An 18609-nucleotide genomic window follows, 5' to 3' on the forward strand; every position below is an offset into this window, starting at 1 on the left:
CCCCCCCGCGCCCGCGCCCCCCCCCCCGCGCCCCCCCCCCCCCCGCGGCCGTTTATCCCCGGGCACCCGGGAAATGCCGAGGACGTATGCCTGTCCCGCCGTCACCGTGAACGGGGAGCCCTCATGAGCCACCGTCCCTCCGCCACCACCTGCCTCGCGGCCGCCGTAGCGGCCGTGGCAGCCGCTGCCCTGGCCGCTTCGCCCGCCGCCGCCGCGGACGGGCCCGCCTTCCTCGACGCCGGCGAGCTGCCGCGGCAGGCCGGCACGGCCTGGCACGCCGGTCCGGTGACCTCCGGGGTGCCCGACCCGCTGCCGTTCTGCGTCGGCGAGGCACTGCCCGGTGCCACGTCACGGCACCGCGCGTTCTGGACCGACGTCGACACCAACGCGGTCCAGGTCACCGTGATGGAGCGCGACGAGGCGGCGGCGCGCTCGCTGGCCGCGCTGCTCAACGCAGCGGTGAAGGGCTGCGCCGAACGGGTGGAGCAGCAGGATCCGGACGTCACGGCCGAGTGGCGCGACTTCGGCCGTGTCGAGGCCGAGGAGGGCGCGCGCGTCCAGGGCGTGCGGACCACGCACGCGTGGGCCGGCAACGACGTGCACCTCTTCGCCGTCGGCAGGGACGGGCGGACCGTCACGGTCGTGCACTGGGGCCGCATGGGCAGCTTCCCCGACGCCCCCGTGAACGCCTTCAAGAAGACCACCCGCACCGCGGTGGACAAGCTCTACCGCGGCTGACCGTCCCGTCCAGTCCCGTCCCGCCGCGCCGTCGCCTCCGGCGCCGTCCCGGCCCCGAACCGTGCCGGCGGGGCTGGGATATCGTCCCGGACATGAAGATCATCGACCTCGGTGCGGGCGACCCGCGCCTGGACACCGACCTGTTCCCCGTCCTGCGCGAACTGCGTCCGCACCTCACCGGGGAGCTCTTCCGGCAGGTGTGCGAGCGCGGCCACGGCCAGGGGCTCCGCTTCACCGCCGGCTACGCGGACGACGGCGCCTGCGTCGCCGCCGCCGGCTGGCGCATCGTCGACACCACCAGCACGGTGCGCAAGCTCTACGTCGATGACCTGGTGACCTCCGGATCCGCCCGCTCGACCGGCGTCGGCCGCGCGATGCTCGACCACCTGGAAGCCCACGCCCGCGCCGCGGGCTGCTACGAGTTCAGCCTGGACTCGGGCACCCACCGCACCGGCGCCCACCGGTTCTACCTCCGGGAGCGCTTCGACATCACCGCCTTCCACTTCACCAAGGAGCTGAAGCCCCTGGAGGGTTAGCGGTCCGGTGCGCCGGCCCGGGCGTGCGGTGCCGCACGCGGCAGGGAGGTGGCGGGCACGCGGCCGGTGGCTGACGGGCCCCGCCCGGGGGTGCGTTCCGGGCGGGGCCGGGGGCCTCTCCGCGGGGGAGGGGGAGGGCCGCCGTGCGCACAGCATGGCACTGTTTCCAGCCATGCAACAGGGGGTTTGGCCGGAAAGAGTTGACCGGCACCGGGCGGCCGGCACCCGGCCGCCCCACGACGGCGTTCCGCGGACGGACGGGCAACCAGTGCCGTCCCGCCGTGTTCTGACCGCGCGCTAGGGCGTGCAGCGGTAGGCGAATTCCACCGCCGCCGTCCGCCGGGTCGGCTCCAGCAGTTCCAGCTGGGCCCTGGCCGGATAGTTCCCCATGCCCTCGAAGGTCCACAGCAGGTGGAGACGGGCCTCCTCCTGGCCCCGGGCCACCCGCTCCGTCATCCGTTCCGATCGCGTGCCGTCGCTGCGGATCCACCGGTATTCCAGCGTCCCGGGGCGGCCGTTCGTCCGTACGACGGCCACCACGTCGGCGGTCGACCCGCAGGCCGGTCCGGCCTGGTCGGTGGTCACGGCCACGTCCCGTACCGCGACCCCGGGGCCGTACTGCTGCCAGCACAGGTACCCGAGGACGGCTGCCAGCACCGCCCCCGCGAGCGCGTACCGGCGCAGGCCGCCGCCGGGCCGGGGGGCCGGGGCCGGAGAGGGGTGCGGCACCACCGGGAACGGCGCCATGGCGGCCGCGGTCACTCCGGGGCCGAAGCGCAGCACGGAGCCCTCGACCCGGTCGGGGGCGACCTCCGGCCGCGCGGCGGGAGGCCCGCTGACCCAGTGGCTGCCGAGGACGGTGGCGCTGTACTCGTCGTCGCCGCTCATCGGATCTCGCACCTCCTGATCAGGAACTGCTGGACGGCTGCCCCGTTGCCCGCCGCGGGCGTCGTCGTGGCCCGTACGCCCCAGTAGCAGCCCGCTCCCCGGAACGTGAGCGTCCTGGCGGTCGCCGCCGTGGCGGAGGGGAAGGACATCGAGCCCTCGGACGCGCCGAGCGTGCCCCGCGCGTCGCTGCTGAACCACTCCAGCCGGACGGTCGCCGGGCCGGAGGAGTCCACGGACAGCGTCACCTGTGCCGCCGTGAAGCCGGTCTGCGAGAACGAGGTCACGTTCACCGCCCGCACCTTCACCGCCGGGGAGGGGGTGGGGGACGCGGGCGGCGTCGTGGGAGGCGCCGGCGTCGGCTGCGGCCCGGTCGGTGCCGGGCCGGCCGAGGATCCGGGGCCCGGGGACGCGCCCGCGGAGGCGGACACCGAGGAGGACGGGGACACGGACGGCGAGGCCGACGCACTGGGCGACGCCGAAGCCGAGGCGGACGCCGAACCCGACGGCGACCCCGACGGGACCGGTCCGCCCGTCGGCGGAGCCGCACTGGTCGTCGCGAACGAGCTCACCGCCGCCGCCCCGACCGTCCGGTCCGTGGCCGCCGCCTGCCCGAGGACCACCAGCAGGCCCAGCACCAGCGCCACGCCCGCGCCCAGCCAGCCGCGCCGCCCGGGTGCCCACAGCGAGGTCGTGGCGAACGCCGTGCTGGTCGCCGGCGTGCCGCCCGCCGACGGGAACAGCAGCGGCAGCAGCGCGGCCAGCGCCGCCAGCTTGCGCTGGCCGCGCTCCTCCCAGTCCGGGCCGTACGCGCCGCAGGCCACGGCCTCCAGCTCGGCCACGAACGCCTTTGCGTCCTCCGGCCGTTCCTCCGGCCGCTTCGCCAGGCCCCGTCGGATCAGCGGCCGCACCGGCTCGGGCGCCTCGGACTCGGGGACCGGCGACTCGATGTGCTGGAGCGCCAGCTCGGCGAAGTTCTGGCCGGGGTACGGCTTGCGCCCGGTCAGACACTCGAAGAACGTCGCCGTCGCCGCGTACACGTCGGCCGCCGGGGAGGCGGGCCGGCCCTGCCACTGCTCCGGCGCCATGTACGCCGGCGTACCGGCCACGCCCGGGGTGGCGCCGTGGTCCGTGGCGATGCCGAAGTCCACCAGCTTGGACGAGCCGTCGGCCGCGACCAGCACGTTCTCCGGCTTGTAGTCCCGGTGGACGACTCCGGCCCGGTGCGCGGCCGCCAGGCCCAGCAGGGAGCCCTTGAGCACGACCAGGGCCGCCTCGGGGCCGGTGCCGGCCTGCCCGGACTGCTTGATCAGCTCGCGCAGCGCGATGCCGTCGACGAGCTCCATCACGATGGCCGCCCCGTCGGGCGCCTCCACGTACTCGTACAGCCCCACGACGTACGGCGAGTGGAGGTCGCCGAGCAGCCGGGCCTCCGCCCGGAAGCCCTGGACGAACGCCGGATCACTGCGCAGCCGGTCGCTGAGGTACTTCACCGCGACCGGCGTCCCGGTCCCGTCGTGCACCGCCAGCACCACCCGGCCGCTGGCGCCCGAGCCCAGCTCTCTGGTCTCCGTATAACCGGGGACCACCCACGCCTTCATCTTCCCGCCCCCTTGCTTGGGTTCCCACCCCCCCCGGAACCCGGGCGTGCGAGCACGGGATCTTCGATGTGGGTGGTGTCGTCATCACCGCCGTGCGGCGCTGTCGCGCATGGCGTCGCCGGCGCCGGGATCAGCGCCCGGCCTGCGGCGGGGTCATGATAGGGGCAGCCGGTGACAGCCGCTGGGGAGGGTCCCGTCGCGCGGCGTCGGCTCACCGCCCGCTGGACGAGCGCCGTCACCGGCGGGGGTGTGCGAAGGAACCGATTGTCCGGCCCCGCCCCGCCGCGCAATATTGATCTTGTTGCGGTGTCATCGACGACCCGTGGCGGCAGCGGACAGACGGAGGGGAAACGGAATGACGTTCCACAGCGGCGGGGCGCCGCGCATCGCCGTGCTGGCGGACGACCTCACCAGCGCGGGCGACGGCGCCGCACCGTTCCGTCGGACCGGCCACGACGCCCGGATCCTCTTCCGCCTCCCGGAGGCGGCGGCCGGCCCGCCCCGGGGCGTGACCGCAGTCGATCTCGGCACGCGCGTCACCGACGAGGAGACCGCCGCCGCACGCGCGCGGCAGGCGGCGCGCCTGTTCGCCGAAGCCGATGTGCTGCTGAAGACGGTGGACTCCACCCTCCGGGGGCATGTCCGGGCGGAGATCCTGGCCGCCCGCTCGGGGTCCGGGCGCCGGGCCGTGATCGTCGCCCCCGCCTTTCCCGCCGAGGGCAGGGTGACCGTGGGCGGGGTCCAGCACGTGCGGGGCGTCCCCGTCCACGAGAGCGAGTTCGCCCGCGACCCCGTGCACCCCGTGCGGTGCTCTGACCTCGCGGAGCTGCTCCCGGACGCCGTTCCGCTCGGCCCGGACCGGGCCGGCGACCTGCCCCGGCTGATCGGTGCGGGCGCGATGGTGGCGTACTCGGCGCAGCAGGACGTCGATCTCGACCGGCTCGTCGCGAGCGTTCCCCGCCCCGACGAGGTCCTGTGGGTCGGCTCGCCCGGACTCGCCGCCGCCCTCGCACGGCACTGCGCACGGGACGCGGCCGCGCCCCCGCCCGTTACCGCTCCGGCTCGGCGGCCGCTGGTCGTCGTCGGCAGCGCCAATCCGGCCACCCGCCGACAGCTGGCCGCGCTGTGCGACCGGGCGGACGTACGGGCGGTGGCCGCCACCGACGACCCGGCGGCGACGGTCGCCGACCTGAGCCGCATGACGGCCCCCGTCCTCGCCCTGCACACGCCGGACCAGCGCCTGCCGCGGGACACCGCCCGCGCCCTCGGGCGCGCCATGGCCGACGCCGTGCGCAAGCTGATCGAGGAGGACCGGGTCGACGCGCTCGTGCTCACGGGGGGAGAGACCGCCGCGGAGGTCCTCGACGCCCTCGGTGTCACCGGCCTCAGCCTGGCCGACGAGCCCGAACCCGGCGTCGCGCGGGGAACCCTGCTCGACCCGCCCGCGCTCCCCGTACTGATCAAGGCGGGCGGCTTCGGCGACGACACCACCCTCGTCCGCCTGTGCCAGCTCCTCGGACGGCTGGGCGGCGCCTGACGGCGCAACAGGCAGTACCGGGAGCGGGGGCAGGCCCACCGCTGGACGTCGATGCACCATCAGGTGGTGGGTGCCCGCCGACTGGCCCCGTCCCGATGGCCGGGCTTCTGCGGATCTCTTGTGATGGGGCGGGGCGCTTCTGACGTCCCGTGGACTCGATCTTGCGGAGGTTTCAGTGGCATTCCCCCGTTGGTGCGCGAGCCTGGCCACGACGGCAGGGCTCACCGGTTCCGTCCTGCTCGGCGCCCTCCCCTCCACCGCCGCGGAGGCGCAGGCGTCCACGGTCGGCCGAACACCGGTCTGGACAGCCTCGGTCCCGCCACCGGCACCCGACCGGGCGAGCGGAGACGAGGACGAGAAACGGGAAGAAGGCAGGAAGGAGCAGAAGGAGAGGGAGAAGGGCAAGGGCAAGGGCAACGGCAAGGGCGAGGAGTCCCGACCCGCTTCGGAAGCGAAGACCGGCACGGACGCCGAGACCGGTGACCCGGACGCGAAGGGCGGCTCGGAAACGGGCAAGACCGGCTCCGACACCAAGACCGAGTCCGACACCAAGACCACCTCCGACACCCAGAAGGCGCGCTGCCTGGGGCTGGTGCCTTCGCCGTACCCGTACGCGCACACCGAGTTCAAGTGCAACGACTGGCGGTTCGGCCCGGCCAAACTGCCGACGACGGGGGTGCTCGGCGCCATCCTCAGCGGCTACCAGCGGTTCGGTGAGCTCACCCCGGTGGAGTTCCTCCACAAGTGGTGGAACCCGACCGCGGACTCCGGGCTGGGCGCCTACCGGTACCCGAACAGCGACGGCTTCGCGAGGGACGCGAACGGGCAGATCATCGCCACGGAGGTCACCCTCCAGCCCGGGCAGCTGCTGGACCGCTTCGGGGCCGAGTTCGGGAGCTTCCTCGCGCCGGCCGGCACCAAGTACGGCGCACGCTCCATCCCGCCGTCCAACCTCAACACCCAAGACCCGCGCTGGCCCTTCGACTACCACCTGTACCGGGTGAAGCAGCCGATCCTGGTCTGCGCCGGCCCCACCCTCCCGTGGTTCGAGCAGCCCGGCGAGGGCGTGCAGTACGTCACGACCGTGACGCCCGCGCAGGGCGACTCGTACTGCCCGAACGTCCAGACGGGCACACGGGTCAGCACCCTCGTGGCGAACGGCTACCTGGAAAGGGCGAACTGACGCCGAGAACGGAAGGGAGGCCCGGGGCATGGACCGCCACCGGCTGTGTGAGGCATTGCGCGAGGCCGGGATCGCCCCCGGCCTGTACGAGGTGCCCGACTGCCCCGGCCCCCCCGGCCCCCCCGGCCTCCCCAGGCCGGAGGACCGCCTCTACCTACGGGAACAGGCAGGCGAATGGGTGGTGGGCGTCGTGGAGCGGGGCGTGCGCACCGTGCTGGAGCGGTTCCCCGACGAGGACCGGGCCTGCCGCAGCCTGCACGCCAGGCTGACCGCGGCGGGCCCGCCGCCCGTGCCGCCCAGCCCGGAGGAAACCGAGCTGCTGCTGCACGACAGCGAGGGCGTCCAGCGCCGCGCCCGCGAGCAACTGGCACGGGCCCTCCGCGCCACCCGCCGACCGCCGGAACCGGAACCAGAACCGGAACCGGAACCGAAGCCGGGACCGGGACCGGATCAGGGCCCGCCCCCCGGCGGCACACGGAGCAGTGGCACACATGGGGGAGGCTTCCCGGGGTAGGCGCGCGCCATGGACACAGACCGCACATACCGCGGGGCAGTGGCCGCCGGCCCCGGGCCGCTGCTCACGGCCGTGGAACACCTGGAGCAGACACCGTACGCCGATCCCCTGATCCGCTGGCTCCGCCGGGCCGTACGGTCGGTGCCGCTCGGACCGGTGCGCGATCTGCTCCACGGCCGCCCGCTCGGCCATCCCGCGCACCCCCTGCTCGTTCAGATCCCGATCGGGACCTGGGTTTCGGCGGCCCTGCTGGACCTGATCCCGGGCCGGCGCGGCGCCGCACACGTCCTGGTCGGCGCCGGTCTGACCGCCGCGGCGCCCGCTGCGGTGGCCGGCTGGGTGGACTGGGCCGAACTGCCGCCCGAACAGGCCCGCACCGGCCTCGTCCACGCCCTCGGCAACACCGCCGGCGTCGTGCTCTACGCGAGTTCCTTCGTGGCCCGTACGCGGGGCCGCGTCGGGCGCGGCAAGGCGCTCGGGATGATGGGTCTCGCCACCGTCGGCGCGGCGGGCGCGCTGGGTGGCCACCTGGCGTACCGGCAGGCAGCCGGCGCCAACCACGCCGAGCAGGTCGCGCACCTGGTGCGCGACGGATGGCACCACCTCGGAGCGGTGGACGCCTTCCCCGCGGGCCGGGCCGTGCGCGCCCGCGTCGACGGAGTGGACGTCCTGGTCGTGCGCGAGAGCGGCGGCACCGTCCACGCCCTGGCCGACCGCTGCGCCCACATGGCGGGGCCGCTGGCCGAGGGGGAGATCGCGGACGGCTGCGTGCGCTGCCCCTGGCACGGCAGCGTGTTCCGCCTGTCGGACGGATGGAACGTCGAAGGGCCCGCCACCGCACCCCAGCCGGCCTTCGACACGCGTGTCGTCGACGGTCACGTGGAAGCGAAGCTCCGGCACTTCCACCACCGACGTCCGCCGAACGGATGAAACGAGGAGGCCTACCGTGCGTGCACTGACGTGGCAGGGCCGTGAGGACGTCCGCGTCCAAACGGTCCCCGACCCCCGCATCGAGGAACCCACCGACATCATCGTCAAAGTGACCACGACCGGCATCTGCGGCTCTGACCTGCACCTCTACACCGTGCTCGGCGCCTACCTGGATCCCGGCGACGTGCTGGGCCACGAAGCGATGGGCATCGTGGAGGAGACCGGCCCCGACGTCAGGACCCTCAGCCGCGGGGACCGCGTGGTCGTGCCGTTCAACGTCTCGTGCGGCACCTGCTACATGTGCGAACGAGGGTTGCACTCCCAGTGCGAGACCACGCAGGTCCGGGCGCACGGCAAGGGCGCCGCCCTCTTCGGGTACACCAAGCTCTACGGGCAGGTCCCCGGCGGCCAGGCCGAGTACCTGCGCGTCCCCTTCGGCGACACCCTGCCGGTGAAGATCCCCACGGGGCCGCCCGACGAACGCTACGTCTACCTGTCCGACGTCCTTCCCACGGCCTGGCAGGCCGTGGAGTACGCGGACCTGCCGCCGGACGGCTCCGTCACCGTCCTCGGCCTCGGTCCGATCGGCGACATGGCCACGAGGATCGCCCAGTACCGCGGCGCCCGGACCGTCATCGGGGTCGACCTCGTCCCCGCGCGCCTCGCACGGGCCCGCAGCCACGGAGTGCACAGCCTCGACCTGCGCGCCCACGGCACGGACGGTGTGACGGAAGCGGTCCGTGACCTCACCGACGGGCGCGGTACCGATGCGGTCATCGACGCGGTCGGCATGGAGGCCCATGGCGGTTTCACCGCCTCCCTCGCCCAGAAGGTGACCGCGCGGCTGCCGGACGCCGTCGCCCGCCCCCTCATGGAGCACGCCGGCATCGACCGACTGAACGCCCTGCACACCGGCATCGAACTCGTCCGCCGCGGCGGCACCCTGTCCGTCTCCGGCGTCTACGGCGGCGCCGTCGACCCGATGCCCCTGCTCACCATGTTCGACAAGCAGATCCAGCTGCGCATGGGCCAGGCCAACGTACGCGCCTGGACCGACGCCATCCTGCCCCTGCTGACCGACGCGGACCCCCTCGGTGTGGAGGGCTTCGCCACCCACACCCTGCCACTGGAGGAAGCACCCGACGCCTACGCCCGCTTCCAGGCGAAGGAGGACGGGATGATCAAGGCGCTCCTCGTGCCGTGAACGCCCACCGGCAGCCCACCGGCAGCCCACCGGTCCCCGTCCCCGCCGCTGCCGCTCAGCCCGTGAGCGGTGCGGAGGCCTGACGGCGAGCGGGTCGCACGGCCGGCGGCGCCGCGCCGACGGGCCGTTCCGTGGCCGTTTGGCCGTGCCGCGGAAGGGCAGACGCAGCCGTGCACCGAGCGGACTGCCCCTGCACGACCTCGACGCGTTCTGCACCGCCGTCGTCAAGGACGTGTCCACGGCTGATCCAGGCCCGTGGGGGACGTTCACTCCCCGCGCTGAGGGGGCGGCAGAAGGGAAGGAGCGTCCGATGGACGACATGGATCAGGGAGGCGCCGGGGGCGCTCCGCTCCACGACGACACCCCGCAGAACGAGCGCAGGCGCCCGACGCGCCAGGGCCACGGTGGCGGCAAGCAGTCAGCAGGCCGTGACGCGTCCGCCGGCGACCCCGCAGCCGCAGCGGGCAAGGACGGGGGCGAGGAAGCGAAGGCCGGCGACGCCCTCGGCCCGAGCCCGCGCGCGCAACGGGACTCCGCGCGCGGGGAGTGAACCGGCCGGGTGCCGGCGGCGCGCCGGTAGCCTGCCGTCACGGCGGTGACTCCGCCCAGCTTCCGGGGCCGGCGCCGCGCCATTCGGCCACGTCCGGATCGCCGAGGTCGAGGGCCTCGGGAGCGGTGACGCCGGCCTGGCGGAGGAGCTCGACGACGTCGCTGGGCCTGTCTGCGGTGCCGAGGACGACGCCGTCGTAGCGGACCAGGCGCCCGCCGCTCTCGTCGGGCGGGTCGAGGATCAGCTTGGCGGAGGTCATGGCCCCACCCTCGCCGCTCGGCCGCCGGCTCGCACTTCCTCACCTCCCGTAGGAGGTTGCCCGTGTCGAAGGTTTGCGCGCCGGGGACCGGGGTCAGGCGCCTCGGCGAGGGCCCTCCCGCACCCTTCGTGCGGAAGACCCACCCGGCACCGTCGTGCCGGGAGGAACGGAGGTGGGCCGTGGCCGCCCGCGGTGAGAGCCCGTACCGCGCCCGCGCGGGCCGGACCGGCCTCCCGGCGCTGGACGCGGCGCTGACCGACGCGGTCCTGAGCACGGGAGCGTCGGCCGGGGGCCTGTTCCTGTGGCTCGGGAGCGGGGAGCTGCGCAACCTCGGGCTGGCCGTGGTGTACGGGGTGCCGAAGGAGGTGACCCGGCCCTGGTACCGGATCTCCGCGACGGCCCCGACGCCCGTCGCCGTCGCGGTGCGCGAAGACCGGCTGGTGTGGGTCGGCTCCCACGAGGACCTGGCCCGCGACTACCCCAGGGCCGCGGTCAGCCTGCCCTACCGGTCCGCTCTGGCCGCGGCGCCCCTGCCGGGCCCGACGGGCCCGACGGGCGCGCTGCTGCTGCTCTGGCCCGCCAGCCACCCCCGTACCGCCGGCCGCCGCGAACAGCACCACATCACCGCGGCCGCCCGCCGCATCGCCCGGATCCTGGACGGCGCCGCGACCCCGCCGCCGGTGCCCGAGCGGCCACGCGTCGTCCCGGCCGTACCGCCCGCCCCGCGGGGCGGCGGCCGCGCTGCGCAGGCCGCCGCCGACTGGGCCGAACGCCTGCCGGAAGGTGCCCTGGCCCTGGACCTGGAGGGCCGGATCACCTTCCTGGACGGCACCGCCGCAGCCCTGCTCGGCCGCAGTGCCGGGCAGCTGCTCGGCACCCGCCCCTGGCAGTCCCTGCCGTGGCTCGACACCCCGCTGGTCGAGGACCGCTACCGCACCGCCGTCATGAGCCGCGACCCGGTGGAGTTCACCGCCCTGCACCCGCCGGACCACCTGCTGTACTTCCAGCTCTATCCGGACGCCGGCGGCATCAGCGTCCGCATCACCCCCACCGACAGCCCGGAGACGGGCCGCCCGCCCGGGCCGACGGCCGGCCCGTCCCGCCCGGATGCTGCCGCGGCCGGCCCGCAGACCGGCCGGATCTACCAGCTCCTGCACCTGGCGGCCGCCCTGACGGAGACCGTCGCCGTCCGCGACGTCGTCGACCTGGTCGCCGACCAGGTCCTGCCCGCGTTCGGCGCCGACGCCCTGGTCCTGTCCGCCGCCGAAGCCGGCCGCCTGAAGATCACCGGGCATTACGGCTACGACGCGGCGGTCATCGAGCGCCTCGACGGGCTGCCCCTGGACACGGCGCTCACCCCGGCGGGGCAGGTGATGGCCAGCGGGGTCCCCGCCTTCTACGGCGACGCGCGGGAAATAGCCCGCGAGTACCCCGGCGCGCCCCGCATCAGCGGCAAGCAGGCCTGGGCCTTCCTCCCGCTGACGATCTCGGGACGTCCGGTCGGCTGCTGCATCCTCTCCTACCACCGGCCCCACGACTTCACCGCCGACGAACGCGCCGTCCTCACCTCCCTCGCCGGCCTGATCGCCCAGGCCCTGGACCGGGCCCGCCTCCACGACGCCGCCCGCGACCTCGCCCGCGGCCTCCAGCAGACGCTCCTCCCGCGCTCCCTGCCCGTGGTGCCCGGACTCGAAATCGCCGCCCGCTACCTGCCCGCCGGCCACGGCATGGACATAGGCGGCGACTTCTACGACGTCATCCCCCTGGACACCACCACCGTCGCGGCCGTCATCGGCGACGTCCAGGGCCACAACGTCGCCGCCGCCGCCCTGATGGGGCAGGTCCGCACCGCCATCCGGGCCGCCGCCGGGGCCCCGCCCGGTGAGGTCCTGACCCGGGCCGGCCGCCTCCTGGCGGACCTGGACACCGACCTGCTCGTCTCCTGCCTCTACGTCCACATCGACCTCGCACACCGGCTGGCGATCCTGGCCGGAGCAGGCCACCCGCCCCCGCTGGTGCACCGCCCCGGCACCCGCCCCCACCCCGTGGACCTCGACCCCGCCCCGCTCCTCGGCGTCGACGGCGACCTCGCGTGCCCCACCACCCACCTGGACCTCACCCCCGGAACCCTGCTCGCGCTCTACACCGACGGCCTCGTCGAGAAGCCCACCGCGGGCGGCATCGACACGGACCGGGCCACGGCCGAACTCGCCTCCGTCCTCGCCGCACACGAGGGAGCCGACCTCGACGACCTCATCGAGGCCCTCGTCCACGCTGCCGGCCCGGCCTCCCCCCAGACGGACGACGTGGCACTGCTCCTGCTGCGCATCTAGGGGAGCCGCCCCGGCAGTGACAGACCGCGAGGCCGGCCGCACGGCATCACCCGACCTGATCGAACACTCGTGGGACCGCATCGACACATCCCCGCGTGCTGACACCGGAGGGAGGGCACCGGGCGGCGCCGGCGATGCGGTGTCCTACAGTCGGGCCGCATGACGACCCCGATCACCCTGATCACCCACGCCGGCCCGGCCGCACCCGATGCGGCGATCACCCGCATCGGCGGCGTACCCCTGGGCGTCAGGGGCACCGCATGGCCGTCCTGCGCCGAATGCACCGGCCCGCTGAAGTTCCTCGCGCAGCTCCTCCTGGACGGATCCGGTTCCGCCGTCGCCGGCGGTGACCGGTCGCACGCGCACGTACTGGCGCTGTTCGCCTGCCAGAACCGCCCGGGCACGTGCCGGGACTGGAGCCCTTCCTCCGGCGCCAACAGCGCCCTGCTCCTCCCGGCCCGCGGCCTGCGCCGCATACCGCGGCCCGGGGGCCGGGCCGTCGACACGGAAAAGCTGCTCCTCGGCGCCACCCACGCCGCCGAGCCGCTGGTCCTGCCGGACGCGCCGGACTACGACGGCGCCGTCGCGGCGTGGGCGGCCCGGACCGGCCGGCCCCGCAAGGACGTCCTCGGGCAGTTGGGAGGCACACCGGCCTGGCTCCAGGGCGACGAGACTCCGGCCTGCCGGACCTGTGCGGAGCCGATGCGGCCCGCCGCCCAGCTGCAGGAGGGGCCCGATCCGGTCACCGCCATGAACTTCGGCAGCGGCCGCGGCTACGCCTTCACCTGCCCGCCCTGCGGCGAGGCCGCGTTCCTGTGGCAGTGCTGACCGCCCGACCCTAGGCGGGAGCCCCGGCCGAAGCGAAGGCGCGCGGGCGGACCCGTATCCGCTCCCCGTCGAACACCACGGTCTCGCCCGGGAGGATCAGCAGACCCGCGTCGTCCTCCCGGCACGTGCTGTCGATGCGGCGGACCTGGACCGCCGGGCCCAGGACCCCGGCCATGAACACGGTCGGGTCGATCTCCCATCCGTGCCCGGCCAGCCAGCACTCCAGTTCCTCGCCGTCCGCCGTCTCCGCCCCGCGCGGCCACGTGTACGTGCTCGCCATGCCTACCCCCTGTAGCTGGTCCGATCACCGCGTCAGATGGTGTCACCCGCCTCTGACAACCGCCCCGGATTTTGGCGGCCGTATCGTCCGCGGCCGGGCCCCCGGCTGCGCCCCGCCGGTGAAGTCGGCCCGCCAGCCTGGAGATCGAAGACCAAAGCCCCCTGAATAGGCTTCGATTCCTCACTTTCCGTGTGTGGGCGACACCACTCCGACACGGCCTCCCTCCTTCGGCGGTCATCCTGCCGGGCGCGCACCGGATGCCTGCGCCCCCGCGGCGCGTCACGCTGCGGTGCAAGGGCAGCATCACCGCACAGACGAGGACCGTGCCATGTCCCACCTCCGGCGTATCGGCGTGACCACCGGGGCGGCAGTTCTGCTGCTCACGGCAACGGCCTGCTCGGCCGGCAAGACCACCGTGGGCACCATCACCTTCCGCGGCCACGACTCCCCGGTCGTGCTCACGTACTCGAACACGCCCGTCCAGGGCTGCCACAAGATCCGTCTCCCGGACGGCGCGGCTCATGTGGAGAACAACAGCGAGCTCGACGTCATCCTGTACCGGACACCGCAGTGCGAGAAGACCGACAAGGTGCCCGGAACCTACATCCCGATGTCCAGTGAGAACGAGACGGCCCCCGGCACGCTGCCGTGGCGGAGCTTCTCCGTCGTCCACTGACCGGCCTCAGCCCGATCCGCCGAAGCTCCAGGCCTCGATGTCGCGGTAGTGGATCGGCCCGGGACCGCGGCCGAAGTTGCTGCCAACCAGGTGGAGGCGCTCGGCAGGCCAGCGCCGGCCGGAGAAGCCGGCGAGCTGGGCGGCGGCCTCGACGGCACTTGAGGAATCGGTTCGGCGGGACCGTGCCAGCGTCAGGTGGGGGTTCAGCGGCCGGCCCCGGAAGGGGACGCCGGTGTCCTCGACGAGGGCCCGTACCTCGGTGGCGAGCAGGTGCAGTCCCGCCAGGTCGCCGTCGATCCCGCTCCACAACACCCGCTCGTCGAAGTGCCCGCCGCCGCGCAGTCCCAGCTGGAGCGGTCGGCGCGCCGCCGCGAGCTCGGCGAGCGGCGGCTTCAGCAGGGGCACGGTGACGGCCGGGACCTCGCCCAGGAACGCGAGGGTGATGTGCCAGTCCTCGATGCGGTTCCACCGCATGCGGGGGTACGCGTCGTAGGCGGGCTGCAGCTCCCGCTCCAGCTCCTCCTTCGCCTCGTCGGGCGGGGCCAGCGCTATGAAGAGGCGGATGGTCTCGGCCTGGATGTCTTCCTTCACGGAACACTTCGTACCGTGTCCGGGCGGGTTCCGTCACGTCCCGCCCCGTCCAGGGGCTGCGGGAGCCCGGCACCGCGGCCCTGTCCGCTGCCGGCGACCGCGGCTATCGTCCTCTGCGGGGCGAGGCCGCAGCCGGCCGGACGAGCGGGAGGTCGCCGTGTCCGTGGGAAGCAGGACGAAGACGCCGCGGCTTCCGCCGCGCTGGTTCATCCGCCTGGTCTGGTCCCTGCACCGGGGCGCGTACGGGGCCCTGGGCGGCCGGATCGGCTTGTGGCGGCCGCGGGCCCGTCGCTGGGGCGCACTGCGGCTGACGACGACCGGGCGCCGCACCGGCCGCCCGCGGAGCGTGATCATCGCGTACGTCGAGGACGGCCCGCGTCTCGTCGCACTGGCGATGAACGGCTGGGGCGCGGGCGAGCCAGCCTGGTGGCTCAACCTCCAGACGCACCCGGACGCCACCGTCGATCTCGTCGGCGGCCGCCGGCCGGTACGCGGCCGCGCCGCGACGGGCGAGGAGCGGTCGCGGCTCTGGGCCCGCTGGCGCGAGATCGACACGAACCTCGACGCCTACGCGGCCCTGAGGCCGACCGGGACCGCGGTGGTGGTCCTGGAGCCGCGACCGGCTGACTGAGCGTCGTGGTCCTGCCCGAGCCGGGGAACCTTCGGGACCACCGCACCTGTCCGGCGTGCTCAGGGGCGGCCGGGCCGGCCGCGGGCCGGTTCGTCGAGGATCTGGCTGACGGGGCGGCGCAGGGCGACGGCGACCGGGTGCTTGTGCGCCCGGGCGTCGGCTGCGGCCGCTTCGGCCGTGGCGGCCACCTCGGCCCGCACGTCCTCTCCCGCGAGGGTCCGCTCGACTCGATGACCCGGGCGGTGGCGGCGGCCAGGGGGCGGCAGGGTCCGGCCCACCTCCGGTAGCTCGGCGGCGAGGTCCTCCCGCGGTGCGAAGCCGGCAGCCTCCTTCGCCAGTACGCGCACGGGGTGGGCGAGCTCGGCGGTGAGGCCGATGCGCCGGACCAGGTCCGTGACGGCGGGGCGCACGCCCGCCGCAGCGGGTTGAAGGCCAGGGCGCGTTCGGCCGTGCGGGCCCGGCCGAGATCGGCCTGGACGGCATCGGCGTCCTGAAGGACCGCGTCCAGGACCGCGGCTGCTTCCTTCCGCCCGGCGCCGACCGCCGCGGCGGAGGAGACGAGCGACCGCTCACCCGAGGACGAGGGGGAGCCGCTCGCCGAGCCCGCCGGTCCCGTCCAGCTCGTCCTTCTCCGCGTCGGTCGGGGGCCGCCGTCCGGTGCCGACGAGCAGCGCCGCCTCGTCGGAGAACGACGCGGGGAACGCCGCCCCGGCGATCTGCTCCAGCATCCGGCGCGACCGGGCGAGGCCCTGCGCGGGCGGCCCGGCCGCGTGCGGCAGGTGGGCGACGAGGTCGAGATGGTGCAGCGTCCACTCCAGGACGTACGCGCAGAGGTAGTCACCCGCCGTCAGAACCTGTCCGCGCGTACGCACCCGCAGGCCGGGGTCGGCCAGGCCGGCGGCCCGTCCGGCGGCGGAGCCGACGTCGTCGAGGTGGAACTTCAGCAGCCCCGGCTCCCCGTACGCGGCGGCCAGCCGGACGGTGAGCGCGTCCAGTGGATCATCGCCGGTCGGCGGCGTGCCGGAGACCTGCCAGTAGGTCACCGCGTCGCGGGTCGGCTCCGCCGCCGCGGGAGTCACGAGGGTGATGAGCACGTCCTGGGCGTCGATGACGAGGTGGCACACGAGGTCCCGTACGAGCCAGCCGGCGCATCCGGACGGCTGCGCGAAGGCCGCGTCCGGGAGGCCTGCGACCGCCGCACGCAACGCGTCCCACGAACGCGAGAAGAGGTCCACGGCCGCACACGCTAGCGCGCCCGCCCGCCGCGGCGGACCGCGTTGACCTTCGAACGGGTTGAAACCCGATGATGCAGGCATGCCACATTCCGACCTGCTGCCCATCGGGGTCTTCGCCCGGCGCAGTGGACTGACCCCCCGCGCGTTGCGGTCCTACGGACTCCGGGCTGCTTCCCCCCGGCCGAGGCCGACCCGGCCTCGGGCTACCGCTACTACAGCGCCGGCCAGGTGGCGCGGGCGACCGCGCTGCGCCGGCTCCGCGAGATCGCCATGCCCCTCACCGCCGTCGAGGCGGTCCCAGACGCCGGTCCCGGTGAGGCGACCCCGCTGATCGACGAGCACGTCGCACAGGTCCTCGGCGACGCGGTGGCGGCGCGGCGCGGGTACTCCCCAAGTCCTCCCTGGCCGACGGGCCGAGGGTACCGATCGCCGCGTTGAAGGGCCCCGTACCGGCCGACGCGGCCGATCCCGCCCGTCCCGGACGGCCGATAGGTTCGCCCGCATGACGCTGAACGCCGGTCTCGTGGAACGCTGCTCTCGCCCACCGCCTCGCCCGACGTCTCGCCTGACAGGCGCTCGAACGCCCGGCGCCGGCGTCCGGCTCCGCGGGGATCGCGGACCTTGCCGGCGCGATGATGGGCGCGCACGCACAGGTGCCCTCCGCGGCACAGCTCTCGCTCGCGCTGCGCCTGGACGGCGTGACCCGCAGCGACGTCCGTACCTCCTGTGGGTCGACCGCACGCTGGTGAAGCCCTTCGGGCCCCGCGGCACCGTCCACCTGCTCCCCGCTGCCGACCTGCCCTGGTGGACCGGCGCGCTGGCCGCCGTACCCGGCTCCAGCGGCCTGCCCGAGCCGGCGCGGATGACGCCCGAGCAGACCGACGACGTGGTCGCCGCGATCGCGGAGGCGCTCACCGGCGCCGAACTCACCGTGGACGAGCTGACCGAGGCGGTCGTGGCCCGGACCGGGCCGTGGGCGGGCGATCCCGTGAGGCCCGCGTTCCAGACCATGTGGCCGCGCTGGCGGCAGGCCCTGCAGACCGCGGCCCACCGGGGCGTACTGGCCTTCGGTCGGGACCGGGGGCGCACGGTGACCTACACCCGCCCGCAGTGCACCCCGCAGCCGGCCCGGACGGCCCTCGACACCCTCGTGGACGGCTACCTGCGCGCGTACGGACCGGCCACCACCCAGGACTTCGCCCGCTGGCTCGCCGCCCCCGAGGCGTGGGCGGCCCGGCTCTTGCGGCAGCTGGCCGCCCGGGACCGGATCGAGGAGGTGTCCTTCGAGTCCGTGCCCGCCTGGCTGGCCGCGGGCGACACGGACTTCCCCGCCGAGCCGCTGGCTCCGCTGGCTCCGCTGGGCGCCCGCGACCGGCGACTGCTGGAGGCGGAGGCCGACCGCACGGCGGACATCCTCGAAGGCCGGGCCGAGCTCACGGTCGGCATGGTGACCGTGGGACCGCACGCCTGAAGGACGGCCCCGCGGCACCCCGCGGACGACCGCCGGCGCCTAGGACTCCGGGGCGGCGGATTCGAGAAGGGCCATTTCCCTCCTCACGGCAGCGGCCTCCTCCTTCCGGTCCATGAGATCCAGCTGGTTCCGCAAGGCGGCGAGCGATGTGACGAGAAGTCGCTGACGGCCCGGTTCCAGTGCGCACAAGCGGCGTGCGGCATCGACGGATTCGGCCCGCAGGGCCCGCGCTATCTCGGGTTGGTCGGCAAATTCCCTGCTGTACTTGATGAGGTCCACGGCCAGGCGGGACAGGTACGCCAACGGGCTGACCTGCACGAGGATCCGATAGGCCGCCACTCGCTGACGGACCGGGGGTTTCTCCGACCCCAGGAGGGAAACCCTGGCCCGCAGCACCGCATCGTGATTGATATTCGCCGAGTGATTCATGAACGGAATTCTGAAAGACCGACAGTCCCCGAACAAGGCTGACGGCCTGTGCTCTTCGCCCTACGAAAAACCCGTCAGACCTGTCATGATGGATACGTCTTAACCCCTGCGCCCCTTCCCGGAAGCCATCCGGTGCCGCGCCCGGCACGAGGGGTTTGCGGGGAACCGCAGGCCGGCCGGGGTGCGACCGTGCGAGAG

General features: G+C 74.6%; 20 protein-coding genes and 1 pseudogene. 13 read left to right on the plus strand and 8 right to left on the minus strand.

Annotated elements, in window-relative coordinates; all coding sequences use genetic code 11:
• The first annotated feature begins 123 nt into the window (after positions 1 to 123).
• The gene (locus ACFVGY_RS11745; RefSeq protein ID WP_385674680.1) at positions 124 to 738 is read left to right on the plus strand and encodes a hypothetical protein; all 615 of its coding nucleotides are present in this window, start codon (positions 124 to 126) and stop codon (positions 736 to 738) included.
• Positions 739 to 830: 92 nt separating this feature from the next.
• The gene (locus tag ACFVGY_RS11750) at positions 831 to 1274 is read left to right on the plus strand and encodes a GNAT family N-acetyltransferase (protein ID WP_385674683.1); all 444 of its coding nucleotides are present in this window, start codon (positions 831 to 833) and stop codon (positions 1272 to 1274) included.
• A 297-nt stretch (positions 1275 to 1571) separates the two neighbouring features.
• Here the strand turns inward: ACFVGY_RS11750 and ACFVGY_RS11755 are convergent, their stop codons facing one another.
• Together ACFVGY_RS11755 and ACFVGY_RS11760 are read right to left on the minus strand one after the other, a co-directional pair.
• Positions 1572 to 2162: a hypothetical protein gene (locus ACFVGY_RS11755; protein ID WP_385674686.1), complete on the minus strand. Its 591-nt coding sequence runs from the start codon at positions 2160 to 2162 to the stop codon at positions 1572 to 1574.
• Positions 2159 to 3760 (minus strand): serine/threonine-protein kinase, encoded by a 1602-nt coding sequence (locus ACFVGY_RS11760; RefSeq protein ID WP_385674689.1) that lies wholly within the window; start codon positions 3758 to 3760, stop codon positions 2159 to 2161. The genes ACFVGY_RS11755 and ACFVGY_RS11760 overlap by 4 nt, the downstream gene beginning before the upstream one ends.
• A 355-nt stretch (positions 3761 to 4115) precedes the next feature.
• Here ACFVGY_RS11760 and ACFVGY_RS11765 point away from each other — a divergent pair, with 355 nt between their 5' ends.
• The 6 genes from ACFVGY_RS11765 to ACFVGY_RS11790 all read left to right on the plus strand — a co-directional run bounded on the left by ACFVGY_RS11765 (position 4116) and on the right by ACFVGY_RS11790 (position 9678).
• Complete coding sequence (locus ACFVGY_RS11765) at positions 4116 to 5297, plus strand: four-carbon acid sugar kinase family protein (RefSeq protein ID WP_385674692.1); 1182 nt, start codon at positions 4116 to 4118, stop codon at positions 5295 to 5297.
• A 175-nt stretch (positions 5298 to 5472) separates the two neighbouring features.
• The gene (locus ACFVGY_RS11770) at positions 5473 to 6480 is read left to right on the plus strand and encodes a TNT domain-containing protein (protein WP_385674695.1); all 1008 of its coding nucleotides are present in this window, start codon (positions 5473 to 5475) and stop codon (positions 6478 to 6480) included.
• 28 nt (positions 6481 to 6508) lie between these two features.
• The gene (locus ACFVGY_RS11775; RefSeq protein ID WP_385674698.1) at positions 6509 to 6994 is read left to right on the plus strand and encodes a hypothetical protein; all 486 of its coding nucleotides are present in this window, start codon (positions 6509 to 6511) and stop codon (positions 6992 to 6994) included.
• A gap of 9 nt (positions 6995 to 7003) precedes the next feature.
• The gene (locus ACFVGY_RS11780) at positions 7004 to 7924 is read left to right on the plus strand and encodes a Rieske 2Fe-2S domain-containing protein (RefSeq protein WP_385674701.1); all 921 of its coding nucleotides are present in this window, start codon (positions 7004 to 7006) and stop codon (positions 7922 to 7924) included.
• A 16-nt stretch (positions 7925 to 7940) separates the two neighbouring features.
• Positions 7941 to 9128: an alcohol dehydrogenase catalytic domain-containing protein gene (locus tag ACFVGY_RS11785; RefSeq protein WP_385674704.1), complete on the plus strand. Its 1188-nt coding sequence runs from the start codon at positions 7941 to 7943 to the stop codon at positions 9126 to 9128.
• Between the two features lie 310 nt (positions 9129 to 9438).
• The gene (locus ACFVGY_RS11790; protein ID WP_385674707.1) at positions 9439 to 9678 is read left to right on the plus strand and encodes a hypothetical protein; all 240 of its coding nucleotides are present in this window, start codon (positions 9439 to 9441) and stop codon (positions 9676 to 9678) included.
• Positions 9679 to 9715: 37 nt separating this feature from the next.
• Here ACFVGY_RS11790 and ACFVGY_RS11795 read toward each other — a convergent pair whose 3' ends face one another.
• The gene (locus tag ACFVGY_RS11795; RefSeq protein WP_385674710.1) at positions 9716 to 9937 is read right to left on the minus strand and encodes a hypothetical protein; all 222 of its coding nucleotides are present in this window, start codon (positions 9935 to 9937) and stop codon (positions 9716 to 9718) included.
• A 179-nt stretch (positions 9938 to 10116) separates the two neighbouring features.
• On the opposite strand from ACFVGY_RS11795, the gene ACFVGY_RS11800 reads away from it, so the two are divergent.
• Both ACFVGY_RS11800 and ACFVGY_RS11805 read left to right on the plus strand, forming a co-directional pair.
• Positions 10117 to 12270: a SpoIIE family protein phosphatase gene (locus ACFVGY_RS11800; RefSeq protein WP_385674713.1), complete on the plus strand. Its 2154-nt coding sequence runs from the start codon at positions 10117 to 10119 to the stop codon at positions 12268 to 12270.
• 159 nt (positions 12271 to 12429) lie between these two features.
• Positions 12430 to 13098, plus strand: a complete 669-nt coding sequence (locus ACFVGY_RS11805; protein ID WP_385674716.1) for a hypothetical protein — start codon at positions 12430 to 12432, stop codon at positions 13096 to 13098.
• A gap of 10 nt (positions 13099 to 13108) precedes the next feature.
• Here ACFVGY_RS11805 and ACFVGY_RS11810 read toward each other — a convergent pair whose 3' ends face one another.
• On the minus strand, positions 13109 to 13378 hold the full coding sequence (locus ACFVGY_RS11810) for a hypothetical protein (protein ID WP_385674719.1): 270 nt from the start codon (positions 13376 to 13378) through the stop codon (positions 13109 to 13111).
• A 328-nt stretch (positions 13379 to 13706) separates the two neighbouring features.
• On the opposite strand from ACFVGY_RS11810, the gene ACFVGY_RS11815 reads away from it, so the two are divergent.
• On the plus strand, positions 13707 to 14054 hold the full coding sequence (locus tag ACFVGY_RS11815) for a hypothetical protein (RefSeq protein WP_385674721.1): 348 nt from the start codon (positions 13707 to 13709) through the stop codon (positions 14052 to 14054).
• A gap of 6 nt (positions 14055 to 14060) precedes the next feature.
• Here the strand turns inward: ACFVGY_RS11815 and thpR are convergent, their stop codons facing one another.
• The gene (gene thpR / locus ACFVGY_RS11820; RefSeq protein ID WP_385674724.1) at positions 14061 to 14645 is read right to left on the minus strand and encodes an RNA 2',3'-cyclic phosphodiesterase; all 585 of its coding nucleotides are present in this window, start codon (positions 14643 to 14645) and stop codon (positions 14061 to 14063) included.
• A 163-nt stretch (positions 14646 to 14808) separates the two neighbouring features.
• On the opposite strand from thpR, the gene ACFVGY_RS11825 reads away from it, so the two are divergent.
• On the plus strand, positions 14809 to 15276 hold the full coding sequence (locus ACFVGY_RS11825; RefSeq protein ID WP_385674727.1) for a nitroreductase/quinone reductase family protein: 468 nt from the start codon (positions 14809 to 14811) through the stop codon (positions 15274 to 15276).
• A gap of 59 nt (positions 15277 to 15335) precedes the next feature.
• Here ACFVGY_RS11825 and ACFVGY_RS11830 read toward each other — a convergent pair whose 3' ends face one another.
• Both ACFVGY_RS11830 and ACFVGY_RS11835 read right to left on the minus strand, forming a co-directional pair.
• A complete protein-coding gene (locus ACFVGY_RS11830) occupies positions 15336 to 15686 on the minus strand; it encodes a hypothetical protein (RefSeq protein WP_385674730.1) in 351 nt (116 codons plus the stop codon).
• Between the two features lie 159 nt (positions 15687 to 15845).
• Positions 15846 to 16511 (minus strand): maleylpyruvate isomerase N-terminal domain-containing protein, encoded by a 666-nt coding sequence (locus ACFVGY_RS11835; protein ID WP_385674733.1) that lies wholly within the window; start codon positions 16509 to 16511, stop codon positions 15846 to 15848.
• Positions 16512 to 17080: 569 nt separating this feature from the next.
• Here ACFVGY_RS11835 and ACFVGY_RS11840 point away from each other — a divergent pair.
• Positions 17081 to 17982: pseudogene (locus ACFVGY_RS11840) on the plus strand (DNA glycosylase AlkZ-like family protein); the annotation flags it as partial.
• Between the two features lie 39 nt (positions 17983 to 18021).
• Here the strand turns inward: ACFVGY_RS11840 and ACFVGY_RS11845 are convergent.
• The gene (locus tag ACFVGY_RS11845) at positions 18022 to 18411 is read right to left on the minus strand and encodes a hypothetical protein (RefSeq protein ID WP_385674735.1); all 390 of its coding nucleotides are present in this window, start codon (positions 18409 to 18411) and stop codon (positions 18022 to 18024) included.
• Between the last annotated feature and the right edge of the window lie 198 nt (positions 18412 to 18609).

The sequence above is a fragment of the Streptomyces sp. NPDC127106 genome (assembly GCF_042677605.1).
GTDB lineage: Bacteria > Actinomycetota > Actinomycetes > Streptomycetales > Streptomycetaceae > Streptomyces.